General features: G+C 73.9%; 16 protein-coding genes. 10 read left to right on the plus strand and 6 right to left on the minus strand.

Annotated elements, in window-relative coordinates; translation table 11 throughout:
- Positions 1-90 precede the first annotated feature (90 nt).
- Complete coding sequence (locus tag ACIQI7_RS27455; RefSeq protein ID WP_401114630.1) at positions 91-651, minus strand: hypothetical protein; 561 nt, start codon at positions 649-651, stop codon at positions 91-93.
- Positions 652-785: 134 nt separating this feature from the next.
- Between ACIQI7_RS27455 and ACIQI7_RS27460 the strand changes: the two genes are divergently transcribed.
- From ACIQI7_RS27460 to ACIQI7_RS27470, 3 genes are all read left to right on the plus strand, one after another.
- Entirely contained in the window at positions 786-1,490 is a 705-nt protein-coding gene (locus ACIQI7_RS27460; protein WP_401114633.1) for a response regulator transcription factor, read from the plus strand.
- Between the two features lie 17 nt (positions 1,491-1,507).
- A complete protein-coding gene (locus ACIQI7_RS27465) occupies positions 1,508-3,010 on the plus strand; it encodes a sensor histidine kinase (protein ID WP_401115098.1) in 1,503 nt (500 codons plus the stop codon).
- Positions 3,011-3,228: 218 nt separating this feature from the next.
- Complete coding sequence (locus tag ACIQI7_RS27470; protein ID WP_401114636.1) at positions 3,229-4,629, plus strand: glycosyltransferase 87 family protein; 1,401 nt, start codon at positions 3,229-3,231, stop codon at positions 4,627-4,629.
- Between the two features lie 206 nt (positions 4,630-4,835).
- Here the strand turns inward: ACIQI7_RS27470 and ACIQI7_RS27475 are convergent, their stop codons facing one another.
- The gene (locus ACIQI7_RS27475; protein WP_097237712.1) at positions 4,836-5,252 is read right to left on the minus strand and encodes an SsgA family sporulation/cell division regulator; all 417 of its coding nucleotides are present in this window, start codon (positions 5,250-5,252) and stop codon (positions 4,836-4,838) included.
- Between the two features lie 405 nt (positions 5,253-5,657).
- Here ACIQI7_RS27475 and ACIQI7_RS27480 point away from each other — a divergent pair, with 405 nt between their 5' ends.
- Positions 5,658-7,295 carry an RDD family protein gene (locus tag ACIQI7_RS27480; protein WP_401114639.1) on the plus strand — a complete coding sequence of 546 codons (1,638 nt, stop codon included), beginning with the start codon at positions 5,658-5,660 and terminating at the stop codon, positions 7,293-7,295.
- A 73-nt stretch (positions 7,296-7,368) separates the two neighbouring features.
- Positions 7,369-8,115, plus strand: a complete 747-nt coding sequence (locus tag ACIQI7_RS27485) for an RDD family protein (RefSeq protein ID WP_401114642.1) — start codon at positions 7,369-7,371, stop codon at positions 8,113-8,115.
- 36 nt (positions 8,116-8,151) lie between these two features.
- On the opposite strand, the gene ACIQI7_RS27490 is transcribed toward ACIQI7_RS27485, so the two are convergent.
- The gene (locus ACIQI7_RS27490) at positions 8,152-8,436 is read right to left on the minus strand and encodes a hypothetical protein (RefSeq protein WP_401114644.1); all 285 of its coding nucleotides are present in this window, start codon (positions 8,434-8,436) and stop codon (positions 8,152-8,154) included.
- A 278-nt stretch (positions 8,437-8,714) separates the two neighbouring features.
- Here ACIQI7_RS27490 and ACIQI7_RS27495 point away from each other — a divergent pair, with 278 nt between their 5' ends.
- The 4 genes from ACIQI7_RS27495 (at position 8,715) to mycP (ending at position 12,756) form a co-directional block, all read left to right on the plus strand.
- The gene (locus ACIQI7_RS27495; protein ID WP_401114647.1) at positions 8,715-9,443 is read left to right on the plus strand and encodes an endonuclease V; all 729 of its coding nucleotides are present in this window, start codon (positions 8,715-8,717) and stop codon (positions 9,441-9,443) included.
- Between the two features lie 98 nt (positions 9,444-9,541).
- Positions 9,542-9,991: a hypothetical protein gene (locus ACIQI7_RS27500; RefSeq protein ID WP_401114649.1), complete on the plus strand. Its 450-nt coding sequence runs from the start codon at positions 9,542-9,544 to the stop codon at positions 9,989-9,991.
- Between the two features lie 37 nt (positions 9,992-10,028).
- Positions 10,029-11,465 carry a hypothetical protein gene (locus ACIQI7_RS27505; RefSeq protein WP_401114652.1) on the plus strand — a complete coding sequence of 479 codons (1,437 nt, stop codon included), beginning with the start codon at positions 10,029-10,031 and terminating at the stop codon, positions 11,463-11,465.
- A gap of 166 nt (positions 11,466-11,631) precedes the next feature.
- Positions 11,632-12,756, plus strand: coding sequence for a type VII secretion-associated serine protease mycosin (mycP, locus tag ACIQI7_RS27510; protein ID WP_401114654.1), 1,125 nt, complete (start codon positions 11,632-11,634; stop codon positions 12,754-12,756).
- A 20-nt stretch (positions 12,757-12,776) separates the two neighbouring features.
- Here mycP and ACIQI7_RS27515 read toward each other — a convergent pair whose 3' ends face one another.
- The gene (locus ACIQI7_RS27515; protein WP_401114657.1) at positions 12,777-13,358 is read right to left on the minus strand and encodes a GNAT family N-acetyltransferase; all 582 of its coding nucleotides are present in this window, start codon (positions 13,356-13,358) and stop codon (positions 12,777-12,779) included.
- Between the two features lie 204 nt (positions 13,359-13,562).
- Between ACIQI7_RS27515 and ACIQI7_RS27520 the strand changes: the two genes are divergently transcribed.
- Positions 13,563-14,141: a DinB family protein gene (locus ACIQI7_RS27520; RefSeq protein ID WP_401114660.1), complete on the plus strand. Its 579-nt coding sequence runs from the start codon at positions 13,563-13,565 to the stop codon at positions 14,139-14,141.
- A 75-nt stretch (positions 14,142-14,216) separates the two neighbouring features.
- Here the strand turns inward: ACIQI7_RS27520 and ACIQI7_RS27525 are convergent, their stop codons facing one another.
- Positions 14,217-14,657, minus strand: coding sequence for a hypothetical protein (locus ACIQI7_RS27525; RefSeq protein ID WP_387756902.1), 441 nt, complete (start codon positions 14,655-14,657; stop codon positions 14,217-14,219).
- A gap of 608 nt (positions 14,658-15,265) precedes the next feature.
- The gene (locus ACIQI7_RS27530; protein ID WP_401114664.1) at positions 15,266-15,937 is read right to left on the minus strand and encodes a hypothetical protein; all 672 of its coding nucleotides are present in this window, start codon (positions 15,935-15,937) and stop codon (positions 15,266-15,268) included.
- Positions 15,938-15,946 lie beyond the last annotated feature (9 nt).

Genomic DNA, 15,946 nt, shown 5'->3' on the forward strand with positions numbered 1-15,946 from the left:
TCCCGCTGCGGCAGCAACGGCTCAATCCGAGCCCACGCAGCATCCGTTATCTCTCCTCGACCCACCACAAGATCAATTATGAGACACGGCCTAGCGGATCGCGGTCTCCACGATCGGCGGGTGGCCGTTCCAGGAGGCGAAGACCGAGTTGGCCTCGTCGCCCCGGGTGAAGTCGACCCGCAGCCACTGGCCGTTGGTCCACACCTGCATCTGCCAGCCCGGGTCCGGGGTGGCGGAGACCAGGGTGGCCCGGTCCGGCTTCAGGTCCAGCGCGACCTTGCCGCCCGGGATCGGGTAGCTCCTCACCGTGGACGTCGCGGTGGCGGCGGGGGCGGGCCTGCGGGTGGGCGGCGCGGCGGCGGCGGCGGTGGTGGCGGTCGCGGCCGGGCCGTGCGGCGCGGTGGTGGCGGCGGCGGTGGTTCGGGAGGCCGCCGGGGAAGGGGGCGTGGACTGGGCGGCGGAGCGTGGCTGGTCCGGGGTGGCGGGCGCGGAGGGCGGCGTGCCGCCGGCCTTCGGGGAGGGCAGCGGCAGCGCCGTCGGCTGCTCGAACGCGGCGCCGGTCAGCACCGCGTGCACGCCCAGCCAGGAGAGCGCCACCGCCGCCCCGGTGGCCGCCGCCCAGGCGCCGAGTTGTACCAGTCCGTTCCGCATCGTTCGCACATCCTGCCGTATTTCCAAACGGATGGAGACCGGCACCCCCGGTATTCAGCAGGGCAGTTGCACAATGTCCGGACCGGCACCCGAGGTACAGACCACTGACCGGCGATGGCGTACCGTGCAGGGCCATGGCAACAGTGCTCGTGGTCGAGGACGACCCCTTCGTACGTTCCGCCCTCATCCGCCATCTGACCGACACCGGTCACGCGGTCCGCAGCGTGGGCACGGCTCTGGAGGCGCTGCGGGAGGTCGCCCAGATCGGCTGTGACCTGGTGATCCTCGACCTGGGCCTGCCCGACCTGGACGGCAGCGAGGCGCTCAAGATGATCCGGGGCCTGACCGACGTGCCGGTGATCATCTCCACCGCCCGGGACGACGAGGCCGAGATCATCCGACTGCTCAACGACGGCGCCGACGACTACCTGGTGAAACCTTTCTCCGGGGAGCACCTCAGCGCCCGGATGACCGCCGTACTGCGCCGGTTCGGCGGCGGCGCGGCCCCCGTCGCCCAGGTGCTGCGGGTCGGCGGACTGGCCATCGACCTCCAGCGGCGGGAGGCCGCGCTGGACGGACGGCCGCTCGACCTGACCCGCCGTGAGTTCGACCTGCTGGCCTTCCTGGCCGCCCGGCCGGGCGTGGTGGTGCCGCGCAAGGAGATCCTCGCCGAGGTCTGGCAGCAGACCTACGGCGGCGACCAGACCATCGACGTCCACCTCTCCTGGCTGCGCCGCAAGCTCGGCGAGACCGCCTCCAACCCCCGCTACCTGCACACCGTCCGGGGCGTCGGGGTCCGGCTGGAGGCCGCCGGGGGCCTGGCGGAGCACCGGACGTGAGGCGGTTCGGGCGCTCGCTGCGCTGGGCCCTGATCAAGGCCGCCGTGGCCGGGACCACCATGGTCGCGCTGGCCTTCCTGATCCCGCTCGGGATGATGGTCCAGCAGACCGCCCGGGACCGGGCCTTCACCGCCGCCGAGCGGCAGGCCGCGGCGCTCGGGCCGGCCCTGGCGATCACCACCGACGAGGACGCGGTCAACCGGGCGCTGGCCAGTACGGACGCCGGCGGTCAGGGGCGGATGGCGGTGCACCTTCCGGCGGCCGGGCAGCCCGCCGGGGCGGGGGGCGGCGAGGCCGGTGCGGCCGGGCCGGCTGGTGGTGAGGCGAGTGGCGCCGGGCCGGCGGGCGGCGAGGCGGTTCGCGGTGGCGGGGGCGGCGAGCCCGGGGGCCCGGTGCTGGGGGAGGGGCGCGCCGCCACGGCCGACGTGGCCACCGCCGGCGGGCAGGGCCGCTCCTTCACCGTGAAGGTGCCCGGCGGGTACGCCCTGCTCCAGCCGGTCGCGGTGGACACCGGGCGGACCGCGGTGGTCGAGGTGTTCGTGGCCGAGAGCGACCTCACCGGCGGCGTCGCCACGGCCTGGCAGGTGCTCTCCGCCGTGGCGCTCGGCCTGGTCGCCATCTCGGTACTGGTCGCCGACCGGATGGGCGGCCGTATCGTCGCCTCCGCGCGCAGCCTCGCCGGCGCCGCCCGCTCGCTCGGCGCCGGGAACCTCTCGGTGCGGGTCCCGGTGGAGGGCAAGCAGGTCGAGGGCAGCCCCGAGGAACTGCGCGAGGCCGGGCAGGCGTTCAACACCATGGCCGACCGGGTGGTCCAACTCCTCGCCGCCGAACGGGAACTGGCCGCCGACCTGTCGCACCGGCTGCGCACCCCGCTGACCGTGCTGCGGCTCAACGCCGCCTCGCTCGGCGAGGGCGACGCGGCCGACGCCACCCGGCACGCGGTCGCCCAACTGGAGCGCGAGGTCGACCAGATCATCCGCTCGGCCCGCCGTGCCCCCGAGGACGCGCCCGCCGTCGCGGTCGGCTGCGACGCCGCCGAGGTGATCCGGGAGCGGGTCGGCTTCTGGTCGGCGCTGGCCGAGGACGAGGGGCGCCGCTGGCAGCTGGCCGGAGCCGAGCGGTCGGCGCCGGTGCCCGTCCAGCGCGGGGACCTCGCGGCCGCCGTCGACGCGCTGCTCGGCAACGTCTTCCGGCACACCGCCGTCGGCACCGCCTTCTCGGTGGACGTGCTGGCCACCGACAGCTCGGTGATCGTGCTGGTCGGCGACGCCGGACCGGGGTACAGCGACCCGGCCGCCGCCCTCAGACGCGGCGAGGGGCACGGCGGCGAGGGCTCCACCGGCCTCGGCCTGGACATCGTCCGCAAGCTCGCCGAGTCCACCGGCGGGGACCTCGCGCTCGGCCGCTCCGCGGTGCTCGGCGGCGCCGAGACCCGGCTGCGGCTGCGCACCCGGCCGGCTGCGGCGGAGCCCGCCCGGGGCGGACGGCGGCGGACCCGGGGCGCGCTGTTCCAGAAGTGACCGTCGCCCGGGGTGGCGCGCTGCGGGCGACCGGCGGCGACCTCCAGGGCTCCTGCGACGGCGACCTCCGGGCTCCTTCGACGGCGCCGTGCTCCGCCCGCGAGGAAGGAGGGCCGGTCAGAGCCGCTTTGTCACGCTTCGTAGTCGATCGTGTCCGATTCCACCCGGGTGGCATCCGGTATCGTCGCTGGTTGGCCGAGCCGTGGACGGAGTGGACAGTGACAGCGGTGCAAGACGAGCGCAGCCCGGTGCGGACCGCACCCGACCCCTCGCCCGCCCCCCTGTCGGACCGGCTGCGCCGGGCCCTCGGCGCCCCTGTCCGGGCGCTGCGCGAGGCCCCCCGCCGTCCGCTGCTGGCCGCCTCCGCCGTGGCGCTGCTGTCCCTGCTGGTGTACGCGGTGGTCCGCCACTTCGTCCACACCTCGATGGTGGACATGATCGTCTACCGGGCCGAGGGCGCCGCCGTGGCCAACGGCACCGACCTGTACGAGCTGCGCGTCACCGAGTGGAACCTGCCCGCGACCTATCCGCCGTTCGCGGCGATGCTGTTCGTCCCGACCACCTGGTTCCCGGTCCCCTTCCTCCGGGTGGCGATCACTCTCGGCAACCTCGGGCTGCTCGCCCTGCTGACCCACCTGTCCTTCAAGCTGGCCGGCTGGCCGCGCCGCGAGCTGCGGCCGATCGGCGTGGTCCTGGTGACCGGCCTCGGGGTCTGGCTCGAACCGGTCTTCACCACGCTCCGCTACGGCCAGATCAACCTCGCGCTGGCCTGCCTGGTCCTCTGGGACCTCACCCGCGCGGACGGACAGCGGAGCAAGGGCATGGCGATCGGCATCGCCGCCGGCATCAAGCTCACCCCCGGCCTGTTCGCGGTCTACCTGCTGATCACCGGCCGGGTCCGGGCCGCCTTCGTGGCGGGCCTCACCTTCCTCGGCACCTTCCTGCTCGGCGCCGTGGTCCTGCCCGACGCCACCTGGGGCTTCTGGACCAAGTACCTCTACGACTCCTCCCGGGTCGGCAAGACCTGGATCGTCGACAACCAGTCGATGCGCGGCGCCTTCGCCCGCCTGCTGCACGCCGCCGACCCCGGCACCGTCGCCACCCTCGGAGTGGGCCTGGTCGCGCTGGCCGGCCTCGCCGTCGCCGCCTGGGCCGCCCGCAGCGGCCGCTGGCTGCCCCGGGCCGAGGCCTGGGGCGTCTGCTGCGCGGCCGTCACCGCCGTACTGATCTCGCCGATCAGCTGGACCCACCACTGGGTCTGGTGCGTGCCGGTGCTCGTCCTGCTCGCCGCCGAGGCCTCGGTCGAGCACGCCCGTCCGGCCGGTGTCCGCCGGCTGCGCTGGCGGGCCGTCTTCTGGGGCACCCTGGTCGCCTTCCTGTCCTTCGCGATGTGGGCCGCGAAGCCGGTCGGCCTGGCCGTCCTCGACATGTCACCGTGGCGCCAGCTGCCGACCTCGGTCTATTCGTGGGTCGGACTCTGCTTCCTGCTCGCCGCCGCCGTCCGGATAAGGGCCCGACGGCGTTCGGCCGGCGCACCGCTGGTCCGGCTGCCCGGACAGCGGGACGTCGGCGGCCCGGACGCCGCCCGCGGTCGTCAGCAGGCCCCCGCGGCCCGCTGAGCCGGCGGGGGCGCCGCTGCCGCGTCCCTGCTTCCTGGCCTTCCTGGGCCTCCGGTCCTCGCGGTCCTTGCGGTCCTCGCGTTCCCGGTCCTTCCCTTCGTTCGTTTCCTGCCGCTTCTGCCGCCGAGCCCGCTGCTCGTCCGCGGGGTCCCGCGGGTGCTCGTACTCGTGCTGCTGAACGTGCCAGTGCACGCTGCGGCGCATGCCTAGGCGAGCAGCTCGGCGAGCGAGCCGTCCATGTCCAGCGCGGCCAGCTCGCTGCCCGGCGGGACCAGCCGGTGCGCCCGCTCCAGCCAGGCCGCGACGGCCGGCAGGGGGGCCTCCAGCAGCGCGTCGCCGGCGGGCGAGCTGAGCGCCAGGCAGAGCACGCTGCGGCGGCCCGAACGGGTCGGCCAGATCCGCACGTCGCCCTGGCCGCACGGGCGGAAGGTGCCCTCGACCAGCAGCTCGCGGGCGAACACCCAGGTCACCGGGGAGCCGGTGTCCAGGTGGAAGGTGATGTACACCGCGTACGGGTCGTGGCTGCCGTACGACAGTCGGGCCGGGACCGGGACGCTGTGCTCGGGCGAGAGCACCAGGTTGAGCTCCAGCTCGTGCTCGACGACGCTGACGGGACGCTCCATGATCGTCTTCCTCTCTACCTTCGGGCGGTGCCCGGTTCCGGGCCCCTGTGACCTTTGAGAGGGCGGTCCGCAGCGGCTCTTACACACGTTTCCGGGATTTCTTCGGGAAGTTCGGTGAGGGGTGGTGAACGGCGGGTGGCGCAGCGCGCGAGCAAAGGTCGTGCGCTGGGTTCCCTACCTTGAGCGACCCCCCGCTGTCCGGGGAATCGCGAACTTGCCGTCCTGGCTTCGCCGAGGTACTACCCTTTGTGACTGCCTGGCGACTGTCCGCCCATCGGTGGTGCCCCCACACGCGCCGAGCGCCGGGCGCGCGCCGGATCGTGCGCGCGGGTGGACGCGTCTGCGGTGGTCGGGCCCGGTCGGCCGCACCGTCCTCGTCAGGCCCTGCCAGGAAAGAAGACGCCCATGACGGACCGCCCCTTCGCCGGCGCCGGCGACCCGGCCGTCGCGCCCGGGCCCGGCTACTACCCCGACCCCTCCGTCCCCGGCTTCGTCCGGTACTGGGGCGGCTCGGCCTGGGTGCCGGGCACCAGCCGGCCCGCGCCCGCCGCCGGCGAGGTGCTGGCCCCGCCCCGGTACGCGACCCGGCGGCCCGCCCCGGAGGGGGTGCCGGCGCGGGCGGTGCCGCCGCCGGTGGTGCCGGAGGCGGTCGCGCCCGAGGTGGTCGCGCCCGACGTGGCGGTCGTGCGGGCGGCGGCTCCGCAGCAGGTGGCTGCGGAGGAGCTGGTCCCGGACGCGCTGGTCCCGGAGCCGGGCGGGCCGGCGCAGGTCGGGACGCCGGCGGGCGGGGGCGACACCGGGCCGGTGTACTTCGACCAGACCTCCGGCGGGGCGTCCTTCGTGCTCGGGCCGCGGCTGGCGGAGGTGATCGGCGGGCCGGTGTTCCGGACGGTCGACGGGCCGGGGGCGCCGCTCGGGATGCCGTCGTCGGGGCCGGCGTCGTCGGAGCCGGTGTCCTCGGGGGTGCCGTCGGGCCTCGGCGGTGCCGGACGGCCGCGGGGCGTGGAGGGGACCGGGGGCGCCGGTGCGGTGCCCGAGGCGGCCCCGCCGTCCGGTCCGTCCCCGGTCCCGGTTGCCGGGGAGTCCGGCTGGCAGGCCGATCCGCGGACGCAGCGGGGCCTGATGGAGACGGGCGGCGCACAGCACTGGGTCTCCTGGGGGGTGCTTTCGGGGGCGTCCGATGCGGACGAGGGGCGCGCGGAGCAGGAGCGCGCTCCGGCTGCCGTGGAACTGGCCGCCGCCGGCGCTCCCGTCGGCGCTCCCGTCGGGGCTCCCGTCGGGGCGAAGGCGGTGCGGGAGGCGCCGGTGCCGGCCGTCCTGGCGTCGGGCCCGGTGCCGGTGGTCGGCGAGGCGGCGCTCGCGGCCCCGGCCTCGGTGGCGGTCGCCGCGAAGACCGGGGCCGCGACCGCCGCCACCGCCGTCACTCCCGCCGCCCCGCCGCCCACCGTACGGACGGTCCGCGAGACCGCCGTCCAGCCCCGGCCGGCCGCCACCCCCACCGCCCCAGCGTCACCCCGGGCCGCCCGGCCCGCCCGGACCACCCGGGTCGTCCGTCCGGCCGGCCTCGGCCGCCGACTGGCGGCACGGACGGTGGACACCGCCGTCCTGCTGGTGGTCGCGGTCGCCGCCGGGATCCCGCTCGCCCGCTCGGTGACCGACCACCTCCAGCTGAAGGTCGACCAGGCCCGGATGGCCAGCGCCCTCGCCCGCCGACAGGTCCAGGTCTGGCTGGTGGACGACGTGGTGCTGGGCAAGATCGCCGTACTGATCGGCATCCTGCTGTTCGTCAGCCTGCTCTACGAGGTGCTGCCGGTCGCCCGCACCGGCCAGACCTTCGGCAAGCGACTGGCCCGGATCCGGGTGGTGGACGCCGCCGCCCCGGCCGCCCGGACCAGACTGGGCCTCGGCCGCTCGCTGCTCCGGTGGGCCGTGCGGCAACTGGGCACCGTGCTGCTGCTCGGCCTGGTCTGGCCGGTGTTCGACCGGGTGGCGCGGCGGGGCTGGCAGGACCGCGCGGCCCGTACCCGGGTGGTGCGGGGCTGAGGCCCGCGGGGGCCCGGAGCAAAACGGACAAAATATACCGAACATCAAGAATCCGCGATGTTCTACTCGGGGCATGAGCACCCACGACCCCTCAGGCCCCCAGCCGGAGGGGGGCGGCAAGCCCTCCTTCGACAAGCAGCCCCCGCAGCCGGGCGGCGGCACGCCGGAAAGCGAGCCGTCTGGCCCGACCCCGTCCCCGTCGACCGACCCGTCCCACGGCCCGTCCGGCGGCCCCGGCGCCTACCAGGGCACCTACGGCGGGAGCCCGTACGGCGAGCCGACCCCCGGTCAGAACCCGTACGGCGAGGACCCGTACGGCCAGCCGCCCCCCGGTCACGGCACCGGCTACGGCCCCGGCGCGTACGGCACCCCCGGCGCCGGCCCCGTCCCCGGCATGCCGCCGATCGGCAGCTGGCCCAAGCGGATCCTCGCCCGGCTGATCGACTACGTCCTGATGCAGGTCATCGGCGTGATCGTGGTGGGCCCCTTCAGCGACCTCAGCACGCGCAACGGCTCCACCGAGGCGTTCTGGCTCGGCTGCGCCCTCTACCTCGTCTACGAGGCCCTGATGCTCAGCCGGGACGGCCAGACCCTCGGCAGGAAGGCGATGAAGATCCGCGTCGCCATGCTGATCGACGGGAACACGCCCACCCCGTCCGCCGCCTGGACCCGCACCGCCGTCTTCATCCTCCCGGCCGTGGTCTGCTGCGCCGCGCTCTGGTGGATCGTCGACGGGACCTTCGGCGTCTTCGACAAGCCGTACCGGCAGTGCCTGCACGACAAGGCCGCGAAGACCGTGGTGGTCACCACGGAGGTCTGAGCGGCGGAGCGGGACGCGTCCGCGCCCGGCGGCGGATCAGCGCTGCCGGGCGTACGCGTGCCCGGCCGGGGCGGCGGCAGCGGCCGCAGCGGGGCGGGGCCCCACCGCCGGGTCCGCGGGGCCCACGGGCGCGGTGGCGGCCCTGGCGGCGACCACGGACATCCGGAGCACCGTCACCACGGTGCCGAGCGCCAGCGCGAACCCCACCAGCACCGAGACCGCGAGGACGCCCGAAGCGCCCGAAACGGCCAGCAGTGCCACCGTGGTGGCGGCGACGGTGAACGAGCCGAGGCAGGCCTGGGCGACGGAGGGGCGCGGCATGGCGGAGGTCCTTCGCGCGTCGGGGGGAACGGGCGGAAACGGTGCCGGTCCCCGTGGTCCTACCCGCGGGGGAGACGGGTACGTCCAGGCTAGCCCCCGAGCCCGGGGGCACGGGGGGCGCACGGGCTCACCCCGGGGTCGTCAGGACCGGTCGGTACGGTGAACCGCGGCCTGTCGACCGCGCACCACCACGGACCACCACGCACCACCACGCACCACCGTCTACCGCACCGCACCGCACACCACGTCACGCACCACCGCACCCGGGGGAACCGACCATGCCCATCCCCGCCGACTGGCCCACCACCGAGGCCGAGGCGCTCGCCGAGCAGGAGCGGCTGCGCCCGCTCGTCCAGGCCCACGACGACCCCGGCCGTGACGACACGGGCCGGGACGACACGGCCCCCGGCGAACTGGTCGCCGGCGTCGACGTCGCCTACGACGACGACCGCGACCTCGTCGCCGCCGCGGCCGTCCTGCTCCACCGGGACACCCTCGAAGTCGTGGAACAGGCCACCGCCGTCGGCCGGATCGCCTTCCCCTACGTCCCCGGCCTGCTCGCCTTCCGCGAACTCCCCGCCGTCCTCGACGCGTTGGCCGCCCTCACCCACACCCCCGACACCGTCGTCTGCGACGGCTACGGCCTCGCCCACCCCCGCCGCCTCGGCCTCGCCAGCCACCTCGGCGTCCTCACCGGCCTGAGCACCCTCGGTGTCGCCAAGTCCCCCTTCACCTTCGACCACCACGAACCCGACGCGCCCCGCGGCTCCTGGACCCCGCTCACCGACCCCGCCACCGGCGAGGAGGTCGGCCGTGCCGTCCGCACCAGGGCCGGCGTGAAACCCGTCTTCGTCTCCATCGGCCACCGGACCGGCCTCGACACCGCCGTCCGCACCACCCTCGACCTCGCCCGCCACTACCGCCTCCCCGAAACCACCAGGCACGCCGACTCGCTCTGCCGACGCGCCCTCGCCGACGCCCAGCGGACCGGGACGAGCGCGAACTGACCGTGCCCCGGGCGGGATTCGGGCCCGGTGTGTTAGACATGAGACACCGGGGCCCGGCCCCGACCACCAGGGACGGACGCACGGGGGAGGCGCCGAAAATGGGAGCAGGAACCACCGGTACCGGTTCTACCGGCGGAGCCGGACAGGGCTACCGCGTCGAGGTCGAACAGCTCCGCGCCTTCGCCGGCCAAGTCCGGCTGCTGCTCGCCGACTTCCAGAAGAACGCCGACGGCACCGACGCCCACGGCCGCAGCGCCATCGGCAAGAACGCCTTCGGGACCTTCGCCGAGGCCACCGAGATCCACGGCCGCTACGGCACCATGCGGGACGCGCTGCGCGACGTCCTCAACCAGCTCCAGGAAGCCGTGAACGAGGCCCAGCGGAAGGCCGACCTCACCGCCGCCAACTACGAGGAGCAGGACCACCACACCGCCGCGAAGCTCAAGCTCGGCGACGACGGCTGGTCCGTCGCGCACCCCTCCGCGAGCAGCCGGGCCGCGGCCGAGCAGAACCGCACCCCGTCCACCCGCGGCAACGCCACCGTCTGACCGCCGCCCGCCCGGACCGAACGGAGGCCGACCGCCCGTGGTCTACACCGACTTCACCAAGTACAGCCACGCCCAGCTCCGCACCATGGCCCAGGCCCTCGACCCCGGCGCGGTGATGGCCGCCGGCGACCCCTGGCGCAGGGCCGCCGACACCCTCAAGCAGATCCGCCTGGCCCTCACCAAGGCCAGCACCGAAGCCGCCACCTCCTGGGAAGGCACCACCAGCGACGCCTTCCACACCCGCATGCTCACCCTGGCCGCCAGCATCAACAACGCCGCCGCCTACGCCAACGACGCGGCCAACATCCTCCACAACACCTCCGAGGCCATGGCCAAGGCCAAGCGCGACATGCCCGAGGAACCCGGCAACTGGGACAAGGTCAAGGACACCGTCGGCGACGCCCTCTTCGGCGACGAGGACGAACACATCCCCCTCGCCGACCGCAAGAAGGCCGAAGCGGCCGCCATCATGCAGACCCTCGCCATGCACTACCGCATCGCCACCCCGGCCCTGAAGCCCCCGCCGTCACTTCAACGGCCGCCGGTCGACGAGAGCCGTGACGTGGGGGCGCAGGCCGATCCGAGTGGGGCGGCGGCAGCGGCAGCCGCAATGTTCTCGGGTACGTCGTTCGGACCCGGGGGAACGCCTGCGAGGTCAGCAGATGTGGCCGCGCCGCAGCGGCCGAAGTCCTCCCCACTTTCCGTGACGGCCGGGACCACGCCCAAGAGCGTGGCCGCTCCGACAGAGTCCGGAATCAAGGGCGGTGTGGCGCAAGCCCCACCGAAGCCGTCGACTGCCGCGAGCAATGGTCCTGGCTCCGGCATCTCGGGCACTCCGGTGTCCCGTCCGAGCGCCAGTGCGCCGAGCTCCACTACTTCCGGAACTCAGACGTCCGGGCTGAGTACGCCATCGCCCACGGGTCCGGTGAGTGGGCCGGTAACAGGTGGTGGCACGCCGACGAGCGTCAGTCCGGGGGGTCCGGCCATGCAGGCTCCCCCGGTCGGGCCTGGCTTCGGACAGAGTAAGGCCGGATTCGGGGGTAAGGAGTTCGTCGGCGGCGCGGTGCCGGTGGAGGGCCCGGGCCCGCGCGGAGACAGAGCCGTCAGCACGGGCGGTGGCGGTGGGCTCCATCCGGGTATCGGAGCCGGGAGGCCCGGGAAGTCCGGCTCCAACCAGGTGGTGGGTGGGCCCCTGGCCCGGCCCGGCGGTGCCGTCCGTGAGACGTCTCCCGGTGCCGGAGCACATGGCAAGCAGGCGTTCACGGAAGGCGGATCCGGGCTGGGAGCTCGTAGCCGGCTGAACACTGAATCAGGGGCTCGTGGCGCGGGCGTCATGGCGCCCGGTATCCCGATGAGTGAAACGCAGCGCCGCAAGAAGGACCACGGGAAGGGCGGCGAACGACCGGACTACCTCGTCGAAGACGAGGAGACGTGGGCGTCGGACAAGCCGACCAATCCGAACGTGGTGGAATGAGTTCGGTCTGCAAGGGCCAGGTGATCTGATTGCATCCCGCAGGTCGGTGATCTGCGGGATGCTCCATTGATTGGGGTGACCGGGTTTGGCGAGCCGCCTGTTGGCGCGTGGTACGGCGGTCCTTGCCGCTGGGGCCTTGATCTGGGCTGTTGCAGCACCTACGGCATTGGCTGATCAGATCAGAGATCAGCAGTGGGCTTTGAAGGCATTCGAAGCCGACGCGAAGATCTGGCCGGTCAGCCAGGGGGAAGGTGTCACCGTTGCGGTGATCGACAGCGGGGTGAACGCGGATCACCAGGACCTGACTGGACAGGTCCTTCCAGGGGCCGACTTCTCCGGTACCACGTCGGACGGCCGAATCGATGCCGACGGCCACGGCACCGGAATGGCGAGTCTGATCGCAGGGCACGGGCATGGTGCACAAGCCGGAGTGATGGGTCTCGCACCCAAGGCGAGGATCCTTCCGGTGAAGGTGAGGACGAATGAAGGCGGCCCCCTTCCGGAGCAGAACGACCTTGCGGCGGCTATTCGCTACGCGGTGGACCACGGCGCGAAAGTCGTCAACATGTCCATCGGAGGGCCGTTCCGCTTCGATTCGCAAGCCCGCAAGGCCATTGCTTACGCGGTATCGAAGGACGTCGTGCTGGTCGGAGGCGCAGGCAACAATGTCACGGATCTGAGCGTCAACTATCCGGCGGCCTTCCCCGGGGTAGTGGCTGTCGGGGCGGCGGACCCCAACGGCGGTGTATGGGGCAGCTCAAAGCCGGGCCCCGAGCTCACGCTCCTTGCCCCCGGCGTGGAGATCTACCGAGCTTCGGCGAAGTCCCTGACGAGCTACGCGATTGGGAACGGTACTTCCGACTCCACCGCCTACGTTTCCGCCACTGCCGCACTCATTCGCTCCAAGTACCCCAATCTGTCCGCCGGCCAGGTGATTAATCGCATGATCAAGTCGGCCACCCCGCCACCCGGCGGGGCGGCAGTGCCCAACAGCACTTATGGCTACGGGGTTCTGTCACCTGCGAAGGCGTTGGAGCCGAATTCCGCTGTGGACGACGGGCCCAGGGAGAACCCGCTCGTCAAACGGGTGGAATCGCTGGGCACCCCCCCTCCCGTGGATGAGGAGACCGACGAGCCCTCCGTGGAGCCCATGGTCCCGGAGGGGGACAGCGCCAGCAGCGGGAACGGGGTGGGGGGCATCATCGGGGCGGCGGCCGGGGGTGTGGTGCTGGTGGTCGGGCTCGTCGTGGGGCTCGTGGTGCGGGGGCGGCGGAGGCGGGGGGACGGGTGACCGCCGTACGGGGCGCCGTATCAGTGAGTGGCGAGCCATTCGTCGCGTAGGGCGGCCATCTGGAGGACGTCCCAGTAGCGGCTGTCCCAGTGGTGGGCCTGGCGGGAGCGGCCTTCGAGGGTGAAGCCGGACTTGCGGTAGGAGCGGGCGGCGCGTTCGTTGTACTCGAAGACTTCGAGGTGGACGCGGTGGAGGCGGATGGTCTCGAAGGCGTGGCGCAGGACCAGGAGGGTGGTCTCGGTGCCGATGCCGCGGCCGGTGCTGTCCGGGGTGAGGGCGATCCGGAAGCCGGCGGAGGAGTTGTCGGGGTCGACGTCGGTGAGGGCGGTCTCGCCGAGGAAGCGGCCGGTGGCGGGGTCCTCGACGGCGAGGTCGAGGCGGTCGGGTTGCTCGGCGCGGGTGGTGCACCACCGGTGGATCTGGTCGCGGGTGAAGGCGGTGCGGGTGCCGGTGAGCCGGTTGGTCGCCTCGTCGGCGCAGAGTTCCCACATCGGGTCGGTGTGGCGTCCGTCGAGGGGGACGAGCCGGACGGTGGGGCCGTGCAGGGTGGGCTTCACTGCGAGGGCGGCGAGATCGGCGGTATCGGCGGCGTCGGCGGTCATGGTCCTCAGGATGGACGGCCGGGTTCGGTTCGTCCACGTGTTTTGTCCGGGCGGCGGGTGCGCACCGGGCTGGAGCGCGCGCGGGGAAGGGGGCGGGCGGCGGGGGGACGCGCCGGGTGAGTGCGCCGGGGGTGGCAGCATTTCGCCGACCGCTGGCGTCATTGCCGCTGGTGGAGGCACCCCGGTGGCGGGGATGCTGGGCGCATGAGCACTCCTGAGAGCACGCCGATCGCCGTGGACGCCGCTGACGACGGGATCGTCCCGGACACCAAGGACTGGACGTGGGTGCTGGAACGCCCCTGCGCTGACTGCGGGTTGGACACCCCGCGGGTGGTCCGGGAGGAGGTCGCCGGGATGGTCCGGGCCAATGCGGAGGGCTGGCTGACGGTGCTGGCGGGGGACGTGGACGGACTGCGCCGGCGGCCGGCCCCGGGGGTGTGGTCGGACCTGGAGTACGCGTGCCACGTCCGGGACGTCTTCCGGCTGTTCGACGTCCGGCTGAACCTGATGCTGGACCGGGACGGTCCGCTGTTCCCCAACTGGGACCAGGACGAGACGGCCGTGGCCGAGCGCTACGGGGAGCAGGACCCGCGGGTGGTGGCCGGGGAGTTGGCGGCGGCCGCGGAGACACTGGCGGCGGCCTTCGAGCGGGTGGCCGGCGAGCAGTGGGAGCGGACCGGGAACCGCAGTGACGGGGCGCGGTTCACGGTCGAGTCGTTCTCCCGGTACCTGATCCACGACCCGGTGCACCACCTGTTCGACGTGACGGGCGAGCGGGTCTGAGACCGGTCCGGGGACGCCCGATCCGGAGGCGTCCGGTCCGGGGGCGCCCGGCCCGGGCCCGGCGGGGGCGCGGCGTCACCAGCCGGAGGCCTCGCGCAGCATGGTGCGGCGCAGCCGTCCGGCCACGCTGGCGGCGTCGGTGCCGATGACGTCGGCGATCTCGGGGGCGGCGAGGCCGACGACGTAGTGCAGGATCGCCAGGTCGTCGTCGGCCGGGTGCCGGTCCGGGTCGGGGGTCGCCTGGCGGGTGTGGTGCGCGACGGTGCCGCGCAGGATCTCCCAGGCGTGCGCGGTCGGGTTGGAGCTGCCCATCAACTCCCGCCAGCACGCCGCGATTTCCGCGAAGGCCTGCTGGACGGCGGTGGCCGCGGCACTGTGCTCGGTCAGCCACACGCGCGCGTAGCTGAGGTACCGGGGGCGGTGGAGTTCGCAGAACGCGGTGAACTCCAGTGGTACGTCCGCCGGCTCGCCGGGCCCCGGGGGAGGTTCGGCGGAACTCTCGTGACGGTTGGTCATCTCGGCTTCTCGAAAAGGGAGATGGACTTCTGACGGTCGATCATCTGTGCTCACTCTACGGTAGGCCCTCGGTGCGCTGGGTGACCAATCCGATGGAATGCCCGGAACCCGCCGCCGCCAGGCCGGTTCCGGTGGCGACCGGGTGCGGCGCGGCGGCGGGACGGCCGGGCTGGAGGCCGGCGACGGCCGGCCGGGCAGTACTGCGCAGTGGCGTGGGGATCGTAGGTGCGAGCGTGTCGAAGCTGGTCAGAGGGTGTAGGGCGGCTGTGACTGCAGGGCAGTTGATGTGCCACCGTAGGCCCTGAGGAGGCTGGCGTCCACGCTCAGGGCGCGAACCTGCGCCCGCGCAACCACCCGCACAACCGCACTCACGATCGTTGCGAAGATCACCACGGACGGAGGCACGGTCGTCACCGCGATGACGCCCGTACGCGTGGCGGTCGGCGGGCGGGGGAGGCGGGCGCGGAATTCGCGCGGGAGGGGCGTGCTCGAAGGCGTGCGCGAGGGAGCGCGCCGCAGGTGCCGTCGGCGTGGTGCGTCGACCGCGCCCCGGCGGTCTGGACGGGACCGGCCGGGGCGGGAGGGCGGGCGGAGCGGCCGCCGCCCGTTCAGGAGGTTGTCCGGGCCTCCCGGGGGGAGATCCGGTCGGCGGCGGTGTCCCGCTCGACCTGGGTCGGGAAGGCCTCGACGGCCCGTCGCCGGGCCGCTTGCGCGGCTGCGGCTGCGGCTGCGGCAGCGGCGGCAGAGGCAGCCGCGGCCGCAGCCGCCGTGGCTGCTCCGGCGGCGGCCTCCTCGCGGTCGCACCGGTGCGCCGCGCCCGCGGCCTGCCCGCCGCCGGAGTGCCCGCCACCGGCAAGGGCGCCGGAGGCGTGCCCGCCCCCGGTGAGCGCCCCGCCCGCGAGGGCTCCGGCGGGGTGCCCCCCGGCGGGCTGTTCCGGGTCGCGTCGCCGGCGGCCGAGCGCGGCCCGGGCGGCGTGGTCCTCGGCGGCCTGTCTAGCGGCCAGGTAGGCCTGTACGGCGGCCATGCCGTAGACGGGTTGGATGAGCTGGTGGCCCTTGAAGAAGGGCCTGGCCGGGGCGAACCCGGCGGCGACCACGAGGTCGCGGATCTCTGCTATCTCGGCCTCACTGCGGGCGGTGAAGCGGACCTCCCAGCCCTTCTTGTACGTATGGCCCTTCTCGCCGCTGCGACGGGCGGGGTCCGGGCGGCGGACGTATCCGGGCAGACGGCCGAGGCGGAGCTGGGCCGCGCGGAGGCCGGCGGTCTCGTCACGTGACATGACGCAAGC

The sequence above is a fragment of the Kitasatospora sp. NPDC092039 genome (assembly GCF_044756065.1).
Taxonomy (GTDB): domain Bacteria; phylum Actinomycetota; class Actinomycetes; order Streptomycetales; family Streptomycetaceae; genus Kitasatospora.

Bases quoted from the DNA above. Each gene is read 5' to 3' on its own strand.
- ACIQI7_RS27455 (WP_401114630.1), bottom strand. From the start codon at position 651: ATGCGGAACGGACTGGTACAACTCGGCGCCTGGGCGGCGGCCACCGGG.
- ACIQI7_RS27460 (WP_401114633.1), top strand. From the start codon at position 786: ATGGCAACAGTGCTCGTGGTCGAGGACGACCCCTTCGTACGTTCCGCC.
- ACIQI7_RS27475 (WP_097237712.1), bottom strand. From the start codon at position 5,252: ATGGAGCGTCCCGTCAGCGTCGTCGAGCACGAGCTGGAGCTCAACCTG.
- ACIQI7_RS27480 (WP_401114639.1), top strand. From the start codon at position 5,658: ATGACGGACCGCCCCTTCGCCGGCGCCGGCGACCCGGCCGTCGCGCCC.
- ACIQI7_RS27485 (WP_401114642.1), top strand. From the start codon at position 7,369: ATGAGCACCCACGACCCCTCAGGCCCCCAGCCGGAGGGGGGCGGCAAG.
- ACIQI7_RS27490 (WP_401114644.1), bottom strand. From the start codon at position 8,436: ATGCCGCGCCCCTCCGTCGCCCAGGCCTGCCTCGGCTCGTTCACCGTC.
- ACIQI7_RS27495 (WP_401114647.1), top strand. From the start codon at position 8,715: ATGCCCATCCCCGCCGACTGGCCCACCACCGAGGCCGAGGCGCTCGCC.
- ACIQI7_RS27500 (WP_401114649.1), top strand. From the start codon at position 9,542: ATGGGAGCAGGAACCACCGGTACCGGTTCTACCGGCGGAGCCGGACAG.
- ACIQI7_RS27515 (WP_401114657.1), bottom strand. From the start codon at position 13,358: ATGACCGCCGACGCCGCCGATACCGCCGATCTCGCCGCCCTCGCAGTG.
- ACIQI7_RS27520 (WP_401114660.1), top strand. From the start codon at position 13,563: ATGAGCACTCCTGAGAGCACGCCGATCGCCGTGGACGCCGCTGACGAC.
- ACIQI7_RS27525 (WP_387756902.1), bottom strand. From the start codon at position 14,657: ATGACCAACCGTCACGAGAGTTCCGCCGAACCTCCCCCGGGGCCCGGC.
- ACIQI7_RS27530 (WP_401114664.1), bottom strand. From the start codon at position 15,937: ATGTCACGTGACGAGACCGCCGGCCTCCGCGCGGCCCAGCTCCGCCTC.